At 65.3% G+C, this 14739-nt stretch carries 15 protein-coding genes; 4 read left to right on the top strand and 11 right to left on the bottom strand.

Annotation, left to right across the window (positions count from 1 at the left end):
* Window positions 1-83: 83 nt before the first annotated feature.
* Together EP380_RS07395 and EP380_RS07390 are read right to left on the bottom strand one after the other, a co-directional pair.
* Window positions 84-461, bottom strand: a complete 378-nt coding sequence (locus EP380_RS07395) for a hypothetical protein (protein WP_127597743.1) — start codon at window positions 459-461, stop codon at window positions 84-86.
* Between the two features lie 171 nt (window positions 462-632).
* The gene (locus EP380_RS07390) at window positions 633-2057 is read right to left on the bottom strand and encodes a S8 family serine peptidase (protein ID WP_127597741.1); all 1425 of its coding nucleotides are present in this window, start codon (window positions 2055-2057) and stop codon (window positions 633-635) included.
* A gap of 134 nt (window positions 2058-2191) precedes the next feature.
* On the opposite strand from EP380_RS07390, the gene EP380_RS07385 reads away from it, so the two are divergent.
* Window positions 2192-3097 (top strand): DMT family transporter, encoded by a 906-nt coding sequence (locus tag EP380_RS07385; RefSeq protein ID WP_127597739.1) that lies wholly within the window; start codon window positions 2192-2194, stop codon window positions 3095-3097.
* A gap of 13 nt (window positions 3098-3110) precedes the next feature.
* Here the strand turns inward: EP380_RS07385 and serA are convergent, their stop codons facing one another.
* The 4 genes from serA to EP380_RS07365 all read right to left on the bottom strand — a co-directional run bounded on the left by serA (window position 3111) and on the right by EP380_RS07365 (window position 8117).
* Window positions 3111-4709: a phosphoglycerate dehydrogenase gene (gene serA / locus EP380_RS07380; RefSeq protein WP_106570055.1), complete on the bottom strand. Its 1599-nt coding sequence runs from the start codon at window positions 4707-4709 to the stop codon at window positions 3111-3113.
* A gap of 129 nt (window positions 4710-4838) precedes the next feature.
* On the bottom strand, window positions 4839-6014 hold the full coding sequence (locus tag EP380_RS07375; RefSeq protein WP_127597737.1) for a phosphoserine transaminase: 1176 nt from the start codon (window positions 6012-6014) through the stop codon (window positions 4839-4841).
* A gap of 195 nt (window positions 6015-6209) precedes the next feature.
* Window positions 6210-7082 carry an outer membrane protein gene (locus tag EP380_RS07370; protein WP_106570053.1) on the bottom strand — a complete coding sequence of 291 codons (873 nt, stop codon included), beginning with the start codon at window positions 7080-7082 and terminating at the stop codon, window positions 6210-6212.
* 204 nt (window positions 7083-7286) lie between these two features.
* On the bottom strand, window positions 7287-8117 hold the full coding sequence (locus EP380_RS07365) for an outer membrane protein (protein ID WP_106570052.1): 831 nt from the start codon (window positions 8115-8117) through the stop codon (window positions 7287-7289).
* 115 nt (window positions 8118-8232) lie between these two features.
* On the opposite strand from EP380_RS07365, the gene EP380_RS23525 reads away from it, so the two are divergent.
* Window positions 8233-8397 carry a hypothetical protein gene (locus EP380_RS23525; RefSeq protein ID WP_164749796.1) on the top strand — a complete coding sequence of 55 codons (165 nt, stop codon included), beginning with the start codon at window positions 8233-8235 and terminating at the stop codon, window positions 8395-8397.
* Here the strand turns inward: EP380_RS23525 and glmM are convergent.
* The 3 genes from glmM to EP380_RS07350 form a co-directional block, all read right to left on the bottom strand.
* Complete coding sequence (glmM, locus tag EP380_RS07360) at window positions 8394-9746, bottom strand: phosphoglucosamine mutase (protein WP_106570051.1); 1353 nt, start codon at window positions 9744-9746, stop codon at window positions 8394-8396. The two genes, EP380_RS23525 and glmM, sit on opposite strands and share 4 nt — an antisense overlap.
* Before the next feature lie 144 nt (window positions 9747-9890).
* Window positions 9891-10919, bottom strand: a complete 1029-nt coding sequence (locus EP380_RS07355) for an SO2930 family diheme c-type cytochrome (RefSeq protein ID WP_127597735.1) — start codon at window positions 10917-10919, stop codon at window positions 9891-9893.
* An 89-nt stretch (window positions 10920-11008) separates the two neighbouring features.
* On the bottom strand, window positions 11009-12247 hold the full coding sequence (locus tag EP380_RS07350; protein ID WP_127597733.1) for a parallel beta-helix domain-containing protein: 1239 nt from the start codon (window positions 12245-12247) through the stop codon (window positions 11009-11011).
* A 97-nt stretch (window positions 12248-12344) separates the two neighbouring features.
* Here EP380_RS07350 and EP380_RS07345 point away from each other — a divergent pair, with 97 nt between their 5' ends.
* Window positions 12345-13004, top strand: a complete 660-nt coding sequence (locus EP380_RS07345) for a TetR/AcrR family transcriptional regulator (protein ID WP_164749795.1) — start codon at window positions 12345-12347, stop codon at window positions 13002-13004.
* A 93-nt stretch (window positions 13005-13097) separates the two neighbouring features.
* Window positions 13098-13709 carry a LysE family translocator gene (locus EP380_RS07340; RefSeq protein WP_127597729.1) on the top strand — a complete coding sequence of 204 codons (612 nt, stop codon included), beginning with the start codon at window positions 13098-13100 and terminating at the stop codon, window positions 13707-13709.
* Between the two features lie 13 nt (window positions 13710-13722).
* Here the strand turns inward: EP380_RS07340 and EP380_RS07335 are convergent, their stop codons facing one another.
* A complete protein-coding gene (locus tag EP380_RS07335) occupies window positions 13723-14037 on the bottom strand; it encodes a hypothetical protein (RefSeq protein WP_106570046.1) in 315 nt (104 codons plus the stop codon).
* A gap of 108 nt (window positions 14038-14145) precedes the next feature.
* Window positions 14146-14721 carry a peroxidase-related enzyme gene (locus EP380_RS07330; protein WP_106570482.1) on the bottom strand — a complete coding sequence of 192 codons (576 nt, stop codon included), beginning with the start codon at window positions 14719-14721 and terminating at the stop codon, window positions 14146-14148.
* Window positions 14722-14739 lie beyond the last annotated feature (18 nt).

The following is a 14739-nucleotide window of genomic DNA, read 5'->3' as shown; positions in this document are numbered from 1 at the left end:
CGGCGCCTTCATGGCCGGTCTCCGATCTATCGCGACGTCAGGCCCGCCGGGAACGGCGAGCCTGATGCCGGTTTTCACCGTGTTCAGCGCGAAATATGGATACCGAAACCGCCGATGCCGAAGGTGATGACGGTGCGGGTGCCATTGCCGTTGCCGATCGCGGTGATGCTGGTGCCAGTGCGCCGGTCGTAGGAGCTCGCCCAGGGCACGCTGCGGCGCTTGCCCTTGCGCAGCATGGGTTTGCGGTGCGGGATCCGCTTCACGATCTTGCCGCGCTTGTTGCGGTGGGTCTCAAGACGCGAACCGTCGCGGCGGCCGCGCGAGGTGACGCTCGAGCCGTCGGGGTTGTGCATGCGGGCAAACGGAAGCCCGGCGCCGTCGCGGGCATAGGCTGCGGCGGGTGCGACAGCGGTGGCGATAAGACCGGATACGATCGCGGTGGTGAGCAGTTTGGTCAGCATGGTGTCCTCCAGGGTTTCTTCTTGCCAGGCCCGAAAGCCATGTCCGTTGGTCGCGACGGGGTGGCAAAAGGTTCACAAACCGCGGAGAAAAAGCCGCCTTCTTCTTCAAGCCATTGAATTTTCTAAGAATATTTTTTCTTGTGCGGGGTCGATGCGCGCGTGCGTTGTGCCTCAGGACCCGAACTGGCTTATGGCGCTGCCGGCATCGGGCAGGCCGGCGCCGTAGACCGGATCGACGCCGGGGTCGCCGAGGTCGTGCGAGGACGCCGCCAGCGCGTCGAGAAGCGCTTTGGCTGACAGGCTCTTGGCGCGGCCGAGCAGCAGCGCGGCCAGTCCGCTGACATGGGCCGCCGCCAGAGAGGTGCCGGACGACACGACATAGCGTCCGCCTGGCGCGATGCCGAGAATCTCGACACCGGGTGCGGCGAGCGCGACATAGTCGCCCCGATTGGCCTTCGCGAACACGGCGTCGTCGCGGTCGGTCGCGGTTACCGCGATCACCCCGGCATAGGCGGCCGGGTAGAGCGGCGGCGCCTCGGGGCCGGCATTGCCGGCGGCCGCGACCGCGATCATGCCGCGTCGCCCCATGCCGGCGACGCTGCGCGCGATCAGCGGGTCCTTTGGGCCGGCGAAGCTCATATTGACCAGGCGGGCACCCCATTCATAAGCATGGTCAATGGCCGCGGCGACCCGCCACGAACTGCTGTTGACCGTGCCGGAAGCCCTGTCGACGTCGAAGGCGGCAATGCCGAGCATCCTCACGTCCGGTGCGATGCCGCGCAACGTGCCGCGCGAGGCGATCAGTGCGGCGATGGTGCTGCCGTGCTGGTGCGGCTCCGGGGCATTGCCGGTAACGTCGGCGGTTTCCACCGAGGCCGCCTCCAGTTCGGGATGGGCGACGTCGATGGCCGAATCGATCACGGCAACCGGCACATCCTTGCCGGTCGTGACGGCCTGGGCGGCCTCGATCGCCATCTTGGTGAGCGCGTATTGCGGGCCGCCGGACGCGGCGGCAGCAGCCTGGGCCAGCTCGTAGAGATAGTTGGGCTGGGCGTAGACCACCGTTGGATCGGCCTCCAGGGCGGCGATCACCGTTGTGACCGGCGAGCCGCCGACAATGGCGTAGCGATGAACGGTGATGCCGGCAAGCGCGAAGGTTCGACCCTCGATATGGCGCAGATTGAGGCGCCGCACCAGAGCGTCCATCGCCGGTTGCGCGGCGGCAAGCCGGTAACGCACGATTACTTCGTCGGCGACGAAGCGGGTTTCGCCTGTGGGCGGGCTACCGCTTGGCGCGGTTTCGCTGGGTACACGTGCCCGGGTCTTGCGCCGCGTCGGCTTGCGCGTGGCGCTGCGCGGCGTCGTCGCCTTCTTGCGCGTGGTTTTTGCCGGTTGGGCGGCTGCCGGGGCTTTTCTGGTTTCGACTTTTTTCGGCTTCGGTTCCGGCGTCGCCTGCTGCCGGGGATTGACGAGCAGCGCCCCGTCGCGGGCGGTGGCCGTCGAACTGTGCCAGAACACGAGAACGAGCCCGACGACGATGGCGAGCACAAACGCTAACGCGTGGCGGCGAAGGCCGGCTGGCGAGGTCTGAAGCATGCGACAAGCGTCCTGCTTCCTTGTTCGTCGCAAGCCTACTCCATCTTGGCCGCCGATAGAAGCGCCGCGGGGATGGATTTACATCGCAACGCGAACTGCGTAGGCCAAGGCCTGCCCTCCAGCGGACTTGGCCCATGCAGCGCAACGCCTATATCCTGCTTTTGGCGACAACCCTTTTCTGGGGCGCCAATGCCGTCGCCGGCAAGCTGGCGGTGGGCCACGTGTCGCCGATGGTGCTGACGGCGCTGCGCTGGGCGGTCGCCTTTTTGGTGCTGTTTTGCGTCGGCCATCGTCGGTTGCGCGCCGACTGGGCGCTGGTGCGGTCGCATCTCGGTCTGCTTTTCCTGCTCGGCTTTTTCGGGTTCACCTTGTTCAATGTTGCGCTTTACACCGCCCTTGCCCATACGAGCGCGATCAATGTCAGCATCGAACAGGGCGGCATTCCGATGTTCATTTTCCTGCTGAACTTCCTGCTGTTTCGCGTGCGGGTGGCGCCGGGGCAGATGGTCGGCTTCGTGGTGTCGGTGACCGGCGTCGTTCTCGTGGCGAGCCACGGCGCGCCGGCACGGCTGCTGGCGCTCGAACTCAATCTCGGCGATGCGCTGATGCTGGGGGCGGTGCTGGTCTATGCCGGCTACACGGTCGCGCTGCGGTTCAAGCCGGCTATCCATTGGCAGAGCTTCCTGATGGTGCTGTCGGCAGCCGCCTTTCTGGGAACTGTGCCGTTCGTGGCCGCCGAATACGCTTTCGGGGCGCTGGCCTGGCCGGACGGGCGCGGCTGGGCGCTGGTCGCCTTCATCGCGCTGTTTCCGTCGCTGCTTGCGCAGGTATTTTATGTGCGCGGGGTCGAACTGATCGGCGCGAACCGCGCCGGCCTGTTCGTCAATCTGGTGCCCATCTTCGGAACGGTACTGTCGATCCTCGTGCTGGGCGAGGATTTGCGCCCCTATCACGCCTTGGCGCTGGCGATGACGCTCGGCGGCATCTTCGTCGCCGAGCGCGCGGGGCGGCGTCTGGCCGGCGATCCGGCCGGACGCTGAGCGGTATTGCGGGTCAGTTGCCGTTGATGTCGAAATGCAGCGGCTTGGCCGAGTCGATCTTGGGATTGGTGCGCAGTTCGGCCAGTACGGCGTCGGGAATCTGCGCGTCCAGATAAAGCAGGGCGATCGCGTCGCCGCCGGCCCTGTTGCGGCCAAGCTGGAAGTTGGCGATGTTGACCTCGCCCTTGCCCAGCACCGAGCCGAGCAGGCCGATAATGCCGGGCGTGTCCTGATTGGTCGTGTAGAGCATGTGCTCGCCGACCTCGGCCTCCAGATTGATGCCCTTGATCTGGATGAAGCGCGGCTTGCCGTCGGAAAAGCAGGTGCCGGCGATCGTGCGGGTCTTGGTCGGCGTCTTGACGGTGAGCTTGATGTAACCGTCGAAAACGCCGGATTTGTCGCGCTTGATCTCTGACAGGATGACGCCCCGCTCCTTGGCCATGATCGGGGCCGAGACCATGTTGACGTCGGAGACCTGCGGCCGGATCAGGCCGGCCAGCGCCGCGCTGACCAGGGCGCGGGTGTTCATGGAAGCGGTCTGGCCGTCGAACAGGATCTCGACTTCCTTGATCGGGTCCTCGGTGACCTGGCCGACAAAGGTTCCGAGCACTTCGGCGAGCTTGATGAACGGCTTCAGCCGCGGCGCTTCCTCCGCAGTTATAGAGGGCATGTTGATGGCGTTGGTGACGGCGCCCTTGACCAGGTAGTCAGACATCTGTTCGGCGACCTGCAGGGCGACGTTTTCCTGCGCCTCGGTGGTGGCGGCGCCCAGATGCGGGGTGCAGACGACGTTGTCGAGCCCGAACAGCGCGTTCTCGGTGGCCGGCTCGACCTCGAAGACGTCGATGCCGGCGCCGGCGACCTTGCCGGATTTCAAGGCCGCGACCAGGTCGGCCTCGACGATCAGACCGCCGCGGGCGCAGTTGATGATGCGCACGCCATCCTTCATCTTGGCGATCGATTGGGCGTTGACGATGTTGCGGGTCTTGTCGGTCAGCGGCGTGTGCAGGGTGATGAAGTCGGAGCGGGCAAGCAGTTCGTCGAGTTCCACCTTCTCGATGCCGAGTTCGACGGCGCGCTTTTCCGACAGGAAGGGGTCGAACGCGATCACGTGCATTTTCAGGCCGACGCCGCGTGTCGCCACGATCGAGCCGATATTGCCGCAGCCGACGACGCCGAGCGTCTTGCCGGTGATCTCCACGCCCATGAACCGGTTCTTTTCCCACTTGCCGGCCTGGGTGGAGGCGTTGGCCTCTGGAATCTGGCGGGCGACGGCCAGCATCAGCGAAATCGCATGCTCGGCCGTGGTGATGGAATTGCCGAAGGGCGTGTTCATGACGATGATGCCGCGGCGCGAGGCGGCGGGGATGTCGACATTGTCGACGCCGATGCCGGCGCGGCCGACAACTTTGAGGTTCGTGGCGGCCGCGATCAGCTTGGCCGTAACCTTGGTCGCCGAACGGATGGCGAGGCCGTCATAGTCGGCGATGATGTCGAGAAGCCTGTCCTTGTCCTTGCCGATATCGGGCATGTAGTCGACCTCGACGCCGCGATCCTTGAAAATCTGGACGGCGGTCGGGGACAGCTTGTCGGAAACGAGCACTTTAGGCATGGGTTTTCCTTCCGGTTGGCCGGCTCTTCCTGGCGAAGAGGGATCGCGTGGCGACCCTGCGGCGCGGGAACTTTGGTCGATGTGGGGAGTGGCGCTCGCGCCGGCTGGGCCGGCGCGGCGCTCGTGCGGTCAGGCGGCAGCCTTGAGCGCGGCCTTCTGGGTGGCGAAGGCCCAGTCGAGCCAGGGCATCAGCGCCTCGAGATCGGCGGTCTCGACGGTTGCGCCCGTCCAGATCCTCAAACCCGGAGGGGCGTCGCGATAGGCGCCGATGTCGTAGGCGACGCCTTCCGCGTCGAGCAGCGCGACCATGGCCTTGGCGAACGCGGCCTGCTTGTCGGTGTCGAGCGCGATCACCTCCGGGTCGACGATCGACAAGCACACGGAGGTGTTCGACCGTGTCTCCGGCACGAGGGCCAGATGCGCGGCCCAGGCCGAACCTTCCACGAACGCGTCGATGACGGCGAAATTGGCGTCGGCGCGGGCGATCAGGCCGTCGAGCCCGCCGAGCGATTTCGCCCAGCCGAGTGCGTCGAGATAGTCGGCCACGCACAGCATCGACGGCGTGTTGATGGTCTCGCCCTTGAAAATGCCTTCGATCAACTTGCCGCCCTTGGTCAGGCGGAAGATTTTCGGCATCGGCCAGGCCGGCGTGTAGCTCTCCAGGCGTTCGACGGCGCGCGGCGACAGGATCAGCACGCCGTGGGCCGCCTCGCCGCCGAGCGCTTTTTGCCAGGAGAAGGTGACGACATCGAGCTTTTCGAAATCGAGACGCTGGGCAAAAGCGGCCGAGGTCGCGTCGCAGATGGTCAGGCCCTTGCGGTCGGCGGGAATGAAGTCGCCGTTCGGCACGCGCACGCCCGACGTGGTGCCGTTCCAGGTGAAGACCACATCGCGATCGAAATCGATCCGCGAGAGCTCGGGCAACTCGCCGTAATCGGCCTCGATGCGGCGCACATCGTCGAGCCTGAGCTGCTTGACCACGTCGGTGATCCAGCCGGAACCGAAGGATTCCCAGGCGACCATGTCGACGCCGCGCGCGCCGAGCAGCGACCACAACGCCATCTCGACAGCGCCGGTATCGGAGGCCGGTACGATGCCGATCACATGGCTGGCCGGTACTTGAAGCACGTCGCGCGTCAGCGCGATCGCCTGTTGCAGCGCCGCCTTGCCGGGTTTCGATCTGTGGGAACGTCCCAAAGTGGAAACATCGAGGGCGGCTGGCGACCAGCCGGGACGTTTCGCGCAGGGACCGGAGGAAAAATTGGGGTTCGCCGGACGGAGTCCGGGCGTGGGGTAAGTCGTCATCGTGTTCCTATCCTTCCAGATAGCTCGCCCCTCGGTGGGGAGGGGTAGCCCACGGACGGCGATAGAGCCACGAGACGGCGACGTCAACACAAAAGCGTGGTGCGCATGCCTTGTTTTTTTGCATGCCCCGCGTCGCCAGAACGAAAAACGGCGGGTGACCCCGCCGTTCCTGAGGACTGAATTTGGCGTCCGGGACTACCAGAGCTCGTAGCGCACGCCCACCCGGATCTCGTGGGTTTCGAGCCCGTCATCCGTGCCCTGCACACCGACCGCCCCGGCGGTTGCGGTTGCCGCGTCGAAGCCGAACATCGGGCCGCCCTCGATCTTGGAATAGCGATAGCCGACATCCAGTTTCAGCACGTCGGAAATATCGTAGGCCATGCCGGCCATCAGCGCGTAGGTGAAGCGCCAGCTCTTCTCTCCGGGGTGAGTGGTGCTCGACAGATAGGCCTGCGGCGGCGGACAGGCCGCGGCGCCGTCGACGCAATAGGTGTCGTTGTCGAGATCGGCCCAGCGCAGATAGGTATAGCCGACGCCGGCACCCGCATAGGGCGTGAAGCCGGCATAGGTGCCCAGATCGACGTAGCCGTTGGCCATCAGAGACATGCCGTTGTAGCGCGCGCTGTCCTCAGACCGGCAGGTAGTGCCTGCATAGGCCGGGTTGGCAACCGGATCGACGCAAGGTACCGGGGCGACCGTGGTGCCCTCGAACTTGCCCTGGAACCCCTCGATCACGCCTTCCGCGCGGAACCATTCGTTGAACCGGTAGCCGACACCGCCGCCATAGGAAAAGCTGGTGTCGACGGCGCCCGTGGCGAATGTCGACTGGCCATACGTGCCGGTGATCGCGTTGAACGTGCGGTAGTCGAAGGCTCCCGGTGAGCTGGTGGACACGGCATAGCCGATGTCGCCGCGCAGATACCAGCCCGACCCGACCTCGACGGGCACGTATTCGGGCGCTTCCTCGACGAAGATCGGCGGATCGTAGTCGGCGGCGTGGACCGCTGGCGCAAGCGCGACCAGCGTGGTCGCTGCGCCGGCCAGCAGGATGGGTGTAAGCAGTTTCATGGACCTCACTCCGGTTGCGCGGGGTCGACACCGTCCAGATGCGGCCGCCGGTTCGTGAGGCATTGTTAACTATAGTGGTTAAATGCCGGTTAAGCATAAAACGCATCGCGCATCCGTCGGCCGGGCTTTTCCACGCCGCCTGCCCGCACGAAAAAAACCGCCCGGCGGGGGCCGGGCGGTCTGGAAGGTCGGTCTTCAGGCGGTCTATTTGTAGACCGGCGGCTCAACCGGGATCGGCTCGTAGACCTGCGGCGGCGGCGCGCAGCGGCTCGATCCGCCGAACTGGTAGCGCAGGCCGCCGCGGACCTCGTGGACGTCGATCCCTTCGTCGAAGCCGGGTCCGGCAATGGGAGCGTATTCGAACATCCGCCCGCCATTCACACGCGTGAAGCGATAGCCGGCGTCGAGAAGGACGTTGTCGGTCAGGCAGTAGGACGCACCGGCCATGAGCGCCCAGGCAAAGCGCCATTCGTCGGTGCCTTCGTGCACCGTGGTGACGCCGCCGACCGTGTTGCGCAGATCGTCCCACTTGATGCGCGCTCCGCCGATACCGGCACCGACATAGGGCGTGATGCCTTTCCAGGAGCCGAACTCGGCATAGGCATTGGCCAGAAGCACCAGCGCGGAATAGGAGGTTTCATCCACCGACTGGCAGGGCAGGCCGCCGCAAATGCCCGATGTCTGGCCCGTAAATTCGGACTTTGCCCAGTAATCGAGGGTCAGGTCGGTGCGGAAATATTTGTTGGCCTGGTAGCCGACGCCGGCGCCGAAGGACCATGCGCCGCGCAGGTCGCCGAAATCGAAACTGCCATAGCCGGGCGGGCTGTAGGTGACGTAGTCGGCATCCTTGAAGCTCGACCAGTGATAGCCGATGTCGCCGCGAATGTACCAGCCGCCGGAATCGACCTCCTCGTAGACGACGGGGGGCGGGGGAGCCTCCACCACCGGCGGATCGTAGAAATCGGCCGCGGATACGGCGGTGGCGCTGCCGAGAAGAAGCGCGCCGAAGAGCGTTAGCCTGGCAGGCTTTGTCATGAGGATCACCCTTAGCATTTCCCGACAGCGTGAGGCCGGGTTCGATTGAACTCGACCGAGATAATGAATCGGAAAAGTTAAGGCGGGCTTAACCCTGCTTCTTTACCATGAAACCATGGCATTCGAAGCATCGTCGATCATTGGCGATGTATCGGCAAAGACGAGCCGTGGCGTCGCGACGGGCGCGGCTGCGGCGACGCGCTTTGCAAGCGCATGGGCGGCGCCGGCCGAAACGGCCGGCCGGCAACAGGGACAGGCAGGCGCGCGGGCGCGGATCTAAGCCGCGGTCTTGGTCTCGCCGATCACGCCGACAATGTCGTCGACAACGGTCTCGACCAGCGAGGGATCGTCCCCCTCGGCCATCACGCGGATCAGCGGCTCGGTTCCCGACGGCCGGATGACCAAGCGGCCGGTCGCGCCGAGCCTGCTCTCCGCGTCCCGGATCACCGCGCGGACCTGGTCGGTTTCAAGTGGCTTGCCGCCGTTGAAGCGGACATTCTTGAGGATCTGCGGCACGGGTTCGAACCTGCGGCACACTTCGCTGGCCGGGCGGTCCGAGCGCTTGATGCAGGACAGAACCTGAAGGGCTGAAACCAGCCCGTCGCCGGTGGTGGAAAAGTCGGACAGGACGATGTGCCCCGACTGTTCGCCGCCGACATTGAAACCGTGCGCGCGCATGTGTTCGACGACGTAGCGGTCCCCGACCTTGGTGCGGTGCAGTGTGAGCCCCTGGTCGGCGAGATGGCGCTCGAGGCCGAGATTGGACATCACGGTTGCCACCAGTCCGCCGCCGGCCAGCCGGCCGGCCTGATGCCAGGATTCGGCGACCACGGCCATGATCTGATCGCCGTCGACAATGGCCCCGGTTTCGTCGACGATCAGGACCCGGTCGGCGTCGCCGTCGAGTGCAATACCGATATCGGCCTTGAGCTCGCGGACCTTTTCGCAAAGGCTTTCGGGATGGGTCGATCCGCAGCCGGCATTGATGTTGACGCCGTTGGGCTCGTCGTGAATGGCAAACACTTCCGCGCCGAGTTCCCAAAGCGCGGCCGGCGCGACCTTGTAGGCGGCGCCGTTGGCGCTGTCGATGACCACGCGCATGCCGGCCAGCGAGACCGAGCGCGGCAGCGTGCGTTTGGCGAATTCGATGTAGCGATCGTGGACGCCGTCGATGCGTTTGGCCCGGCCGAGACCGTCGGAGCGGGCCAGTTCGCCGGCCAGGTCGCGGTCAAGCATGTTTTCGATGCGCATTTCGATTTCGTCGGAAAGCTTGTAGCCGTCCGGTCCGAAGAGCTTGATGCCGTTGTCCTGAAAGGCGTTGTGGGAGGCCGAGATCATTACGCCAAGGTCGGCGCGCAGCGAGCGTGTGAGCATGGCAACGGCCGGCGTCGGCACCGGTCCGAGCAGGAAGACGTCCATGCCGGCGGCGCAGAAGCCGGCCACGAGGGCGTTTTCGATCATGTAACCGGACAGACGCGTGTCCTTGCCGATCACCACTCGGTGGCGATGGTTGCCGCGCTGGAAAGACAAGCCCGCCGCCATGCCGACCTTCATGGCGACATCGGCGGTCATCGGAAAGGAATTGGCTTTGCCGCGGATACCGTCGGTACCGAAATAACGTCTCGACATGTCGTCGAAGTCCCCACCTCGAATGAATTCGCGCCCCAGCCTCCGTTTGCCACAGGCGTGATGGGCAAGGGAATCACATTATGTGAGAAAATGTAACTGAATATTGGCGGTCAAATCTGTCGATAGGCTTTTGTCGACAAAGAGTTAACGCAAATTCGCGATCCAGTCGCGTAGAAGTTCGACCGCCGCATGGTCGTAGCGGGAGCGGCCCAGCTCCGGCATCATGATGCCGGGCTCGGTGCTTTCGACGCGGTAGATCAGGATCGATCCGTCCGGATCGCCGGGGCTGATGTCGAAGTCGCGGCCGCCCGAGCCACGACCCGCGGCGACCGGCCGCTTGCCGATTCCCAGCGCCACCGGGTCGGTTTCGCCATAGGTCAAAAACAGTCCCGAATTGCTCGCCGGGCCCTGCCGACGGTGGCAATGCGCGCAATTGACGTCGAGCCAGGCGCGCGCGCGCGTCTCGAGCGGTGCGCTCTGGTCGCGCCAGTCCGGCACCGCCGGCGCCGCCGACGGGTGCGGCGCGCCGGCCAAAATCCCTTTGTCGCTCCAATGCGCGAGCTGGTTGCGCGGACCCTCGGCATAGGAAAAAATGTCGTTGAGATTGCGTGCCTTGGGGCCGATCGGGGCGATCGTTCCGCCGAGTGCGTGACAGGCCTTGCACTGGTTCTTGTTGGGCACGGAATAGGCGAAGCGCAGCGGCTTGTCGGGCGTCTCGCCGATGCCGGCGAGCGCGATCTCGACCTTGGCGCCGGCAATGTTCAAGGTCGCGTCGGTCTGCTCGTCGTTCCACAGATAGGCCCAGGCCTGCCAGCCGTCGTCCCGGCGGATGAGCAGCCGGGTTTCGATCAGGCGGACGGCCTCGTCGGGCCGGCGCATATCGGCGGGAAAGGCGAAGCTCTTGACCAGGACGGAGCCGACCGGAAAGGCAAACGCCTCCGTGTCGTGGTAGCGGGCCGCCTTGCCTTCGGGGATGTAGACGAAGCGCGTCTTGAGCGCATAATCGGAAAACAGCGGCGTGGTGATCGCGAACGGGATCACGCCCGCCGCCGGCTTCTGGGTCGCTGGATCGGCGAAGAGCCCGGTCTGCGACAGGAGCTTCGGCGGCCGCTTGGCGGCAAGGGCCACGTCGTCGACGGCCGCCGCCGGGCCGGCCAAGGCGGCGGCAAGCATGAGACAAGCCGCCCCCGCCGCGCGCTGTGCGGCGACAAGGCGTCGGCCGGGAGACGGGAGACGCAGTCGATACCGCATCGCCCGGCCGCTCAGCTTGCCTGATCCTGCGGCAGCTTGACCGGTTCCGGCTCGGGCAGGGCGCCCTTATAGGCGGAAATATCGGTATCGGGCGCGGTCGACCAGGGCAGAAGAAGCTGCGAGATCATCTTCAGATTGGCGAAGGTCGTGCCCTCGGCCTCGTCGACATAGATCCGGTTTTCGGCCGCGACCCAGGAAAAATATTCCGGGATGGTGGTAACGCCGTCCCACACGATGTCGGGAACCGGCGTGCCCGAGACGTCGGAGATGATCTTGCCGACCTCGCCGTCCGGCGCGCCGCCGCCCTCGCCGTACTCGTTGCCGTGCACGTAGACGCCGCGCGGCACGAACATATAGGCGTCGTCGTCATAGTCTTCCGGATAGGCGGCGATCAGCACATGGGCGGTCGCATTGCCGGAAAGCCGGTTTTTGAAGACGTGCACGTTGCGGTTGGCCATCACCATGATGCCCATGCCCTTGGGCACGATCGCGACGATATTGCCTTCCGGCGCGAAATTCGGCGTGTCGTTGTCGACGACGTCATTGTCGAAGACCCGGATGTCGTGTCCGCCCTGAACCGGCAGATTGGGCAGGTCGAAGATCAGGATGCCGCCGGTATTGTGGGCGGCGACGTTCTTGTAGACGTCGGCGCGATAGGAATTCTCGATCTCGATGCCGGCGACATTGTATTCGGCGCGGCTGTTGCGCACGATGATGTCTTCGCTCTGACCGACATAGATGCCGGCGTCGGAGGCGCCGCGTACCAGCACCCCGTCGACGAGCACGTTTTTCGACGAAACCGGGTAGACGCCGTAGGCGCCGTTTTCGGCCTTCGGTCCGTCCGTCCATTCAACGCGCAGATTGCGGAAGGTGATCTGGTCCGACCCCTTGGATTTCACCCCGTCACCCTTTGCGTCCTCGACGGCGAAATCTTCCAGAACAACGCGGTCGGAGGTGACCAGCAGGCCTTCGCCCGATCCGGTCTGGCCCCTGAAGGACAGAACGGTGCGGTCTGGGCCTTCGCCCCTGACCACCACGTCGTCGACATCCAGCGACAGCCCGTCGGTAAGCGCATAGCGCCCGGCCGCGATGGTGACCGTGTCGCCCGGTTCGGCCAGAATCAGCGCCTCGATGAGCTTTTCGTTGGCGTCCGTGCCGGGTTCGACGCGGATCTCGGCCGCGATGGCGACGACCGGCAGGGCCAGGGCCAGCGCGGCGCCGGCAAAGATCTTCCAGGCGGAATGTCGCATGCTCGTCCTCCCCAAAACGCGCTTGACGATGCGTCCGAAACCGTGTGCTGTCAATAAAAATGAAAATGTTTCACTTTTGCGGTGCCGGATGGTGGGTATGGAGCACGGCAGATTTTCCGGTTTGGCCGAAAGCGCTCCGACGCCGCGCCAGCCGCGCGCGCAAAAAACCCGCGCGGCCCTGATCGAGGCGACGGAAATGCTGGTGGCGCGCGGCGGCGAGGCGGCGGTGACGACCTCGCGCGTGGCGGCTGTGTGCGGCGTGTCGGTCGGCTCGGTCTATCGCTATTTCGCCGATCGCGATGCGCTGCTTCTGGCCGCCTATGACGACACGGTGGCGCGGATCGTGGCGACCTGCGCGGCCGCGCTCGATAAGCTCGACCCGACACTGCCGGCGGACAAGGCGGCGCGGGTGATGCTCGACCAGTATCTGGAGGCGTCCGACGCCGTGCCCGCGCATGTCGGCCTGTTGCGCGTCATGCGCCGCCTGCGGCCGGTCGAACATGACCAGGGTCAGGCCGAGGACCGTATCGTCGGCGGGCTTCTGGGGCCGTTTCTGGCACGGTTCGCGCCCGGGATGCGAACGCCCGACCCGCACGCGCTGGCTTTCCTCAACGCCCTGCTCGGTACGCTCGTCGATCTCTATCTGGTCGAGGAACGCGCCGATATTCGCAGGCGCCTGCGCGACGACATCGAAGCCCACATGGTTCTGGCGCTCGGCCGCATCCTGGCGAGGGCGTCCGACGAGGACGGGGCCTGACCCGGCGACGCGCCTTACGGGGGCGGGCTTGCCGCGGCGGTCGTTTCATGGCGAAATTCCATCTTCGCAAATCCGAAGCGATTGGACGCGGACATGGATTTTACCTCGCTGTCGATCTTCGCCGGGGCGTTGCTGGTGGCGGCGGGGTCGCCCGGACCGAGCATCGCCGCCCTGGTGGCGCGGGTGATCGCCAAGGGATTTCGCGACGTCTTCCCGTTCGTGCTCGCCATGTGGATCGGCGAGGCGATCTGGCTGTCGCTGGCGGTTTTCGGTCTGGCGGTGGTGGCGCAGAGCTTCCATCTCGTCTTCGCGGCGATCAAATATGCCGGCATCGCCTATCTGTGCTGGCTGGCCTGGAAGATGTGGAACGCCCCGGCCGTTTTCCGCGCCGCGGAACTGCCGCGCGAGGATGCGCCTTGGCGCCTGTTCTTCGCCGGCATGGCGGTCACGCTCGGCAATCCGAAGATCATGATGTTTTATCTGGCGCTGCTGCCAACCATCGTCGACCTGGGCTCGGTGGGCCTCGTCGGTTGGATCGAGCTGACGGCGACGATGGCGCTTGTCCTGATTGCCATCGATTGCGCCTGGGTACTGGCGGCCGCGCAGGCGCGCCGGCTCATGCGGAGCGAGCGGGCGATGCGGATCGCGAACCGGGTGAGCGCCACGACGATGGCCGGCGCGGCGGCGGCGATCGCCGCGCGCTAGGGCCGTTCGGCCGCTACATGTCGATCGTTTCGGCGACCTCGATGCTGCCGCCGGCATCCAGGATCGGGCAGCCTTTGGCCTTGGCGAGCGCATCGTCCATGTCGGCGGCGTCGATCAGGCTGTAGCCACTGGCCGGGTTGGCGCCGCCATTGTCGGCGATGCCGCCGCCGGGCATCACGGTCTTCGACAGGCCGACAGGATTGCCGCCGTCGACGATGGCGTCGCCCAGCGAGCCCATCCAGTCCGTCCAGGCCTGCATGACCTTTCTGCCCTCCTCCTCGGTCTCCGGCACGCTGCCGCCGTGATAGACGTAAAGAAATTTTGGCATCGATCCTCTCCCCGCGCCGTGCCCAAGGGCCGGTTGCCGGCGCGGGGATGGTTGTCGCATCGTTTAACAAAAATATAAAATGACATTTTCGCGAGCGGCGGCCCGCCGTCAGCGGGCCATGGCATGATATTCGCGATTGGGGCGCATATCGACGGCGGCGGCGACCCGGTTCGACATGTTGAAGAAGGCGGCGACGGAGGCGATGTCCCAAATGTCGCGGTCCGCGAAGCCGGCGTCGCGCAGGGCCTGGCGGTCGGTCTCCTCGATCTTGTCGGGCGTTTCGGTCAGCTTGACGGCGAAGTCGAGCATCGCCTTTTGGCGCGTATCGAGATCGGCGACGCGATAGTTCATCACCATCATCTCGCCGAGCTCGGGATCGCCCGAGAGCTGACGCACCGCGGCGCCGTGGGCGGTCAGGCAATAATAGCATTGGTTCACCGAGGAAACGGCGACGGCGATCATCTCGCGCTCGAGCTTCGACAGGGCGGAGTCGGCGAGCATGAGGTCGTTGTACATGTCGGTGAAGGCGCGCAGCTTCTTTTCGTCGAAGGCGTAGGACAACAGCACGTTGGGAACGAGACCGAGCTTCTCGCGGCACTTGTCGAAATAGGCCTTGGTCTCGGGACTGAGGTCGGTCGCGGGAGGAATATCGAGCGCCGTCGGCCCTTTGTCGCTTTCTGTCATCTTCTTTTTACCGCCTTT

The organism is Nitratireductor alexandrii, assembly GCF_004000215.1.
GTDB classification, from domain to species: domain Bacteria; phylum Pseudomonadota; class Alphaproteobacteria; order Rhizobiales; family Rhizobiaceae; genus Mangrovimarina; species Mangrovimarina alexandrii.
Note: the sequence above shows the minus strand (reverse complement) of the source record. Positions and strands in the feature narration are given on the sequence as shown.

Bases quoted from the DNA above. Each gene is read 5' to 3' on its own strand.
- EP380_RS07395 (WP_127597743.1), bottom strand. From the start codon at position 461: ATGCTGACCAAACTGCTCACCACCGCGATCGTATCCGGTCTTATCGCC.
- EP380_RS07390 (WP_127597741.1), bottom strand. From the start codon at position 2,057: ATGCTTCAGACCTCGCCAGCCGGCCTTCGCCGCCACGCGTTAGCGTTT.
- EP380_RS07385 (WP_127597739.1), top strand. From the start codon at position 2,192: ATGCAGCGCAACGCCTATATCCTGCTTTTGGCGACAACCCTTTTCTGG.
- serA (WP_106570055.1), bottom strand. From the start codon at position 4,709: ATGCCTAAAGTGCTCGTTTCCGACAAGCTGTCCCCGACCGCCGTCCAG.
- EP380_RS07375 (WP_127597737.1), bottom strand. From the start codon at position 6,014: ATGACGACTTACCCCACGCCCGGACTCCGTCCGGCGAACCCCAATTTT.
- EP380_RS07370 (WP_106570053.1), bottom strand. From the start codon at position 7,082: ATGAAACTGCTTACACCCATCCTGCTGGCCGGCGCAGCGACCACGCTG.
- EP380_RS07365 (WP_106570052.1), bottom strand. From the start codon at position 8,117: ATGACAAAGCCTGCCAGGCTAACGCTCTTCGGCGCGCTTCTTCTCGGC.
- EP380_RS23525 (WP_164749796.1), top strand. From the start codon at position 8,233: ATGGCATTCGAAGCATCGTCGATCATTGGCGATGTATCGGCAAAGACG.
- glmM (WP_106570051.1), bottom strand. From the start codon at position 9,746: ATGTCGAGACGTTATTTCGGTACCGACGGTATCCGCGGCAAAGCCAAT.
- EP380_RS07355 (WP_127597735.1), bottom strand. From the start codon at position 10,919: ATGCTTGCCGCCGCCTTGGCCGGCCCGGCGGCGGCCGTCGACGACGTG.
- EP380_RS07350 (WP_127597733.1), bottom strand. From the start codon at position 12,247: ATGCGACATTCCGCCTGGAAGATCTTTGCCGGCGCCGCGCTGGCCCTG.
- EP380_RS07345 (WP_164749795.1), top strand. From the start codon at position 12,345: ATGGAGCACGGCAGATTTTCCGGTTTGGCCGAAAGCGCTCCGACGCCG.
- EP380_RS07340 (WP_127597729.1), top strand. From the start codon at position 13,098: ATGGATTTTACCTCGCTGTCGATCTTCGCCGGGGCGTTGCTGGTGGCG.
- EP380_RS07335 (WP_106570046.1), bottom strand. From the start codon at position 14,037: ATGCCAAAATTTCTTTACGTCTATCACGGCGGCAGCGTGCCGGAGACC.
- EP380_RS07330 (WP_106570482.1), bottom strand. From the start codon at position 14,721: ATGACAGAAAGCGACAAAGGGCCGACGGCGCTCGATATTCCTCCCGCG.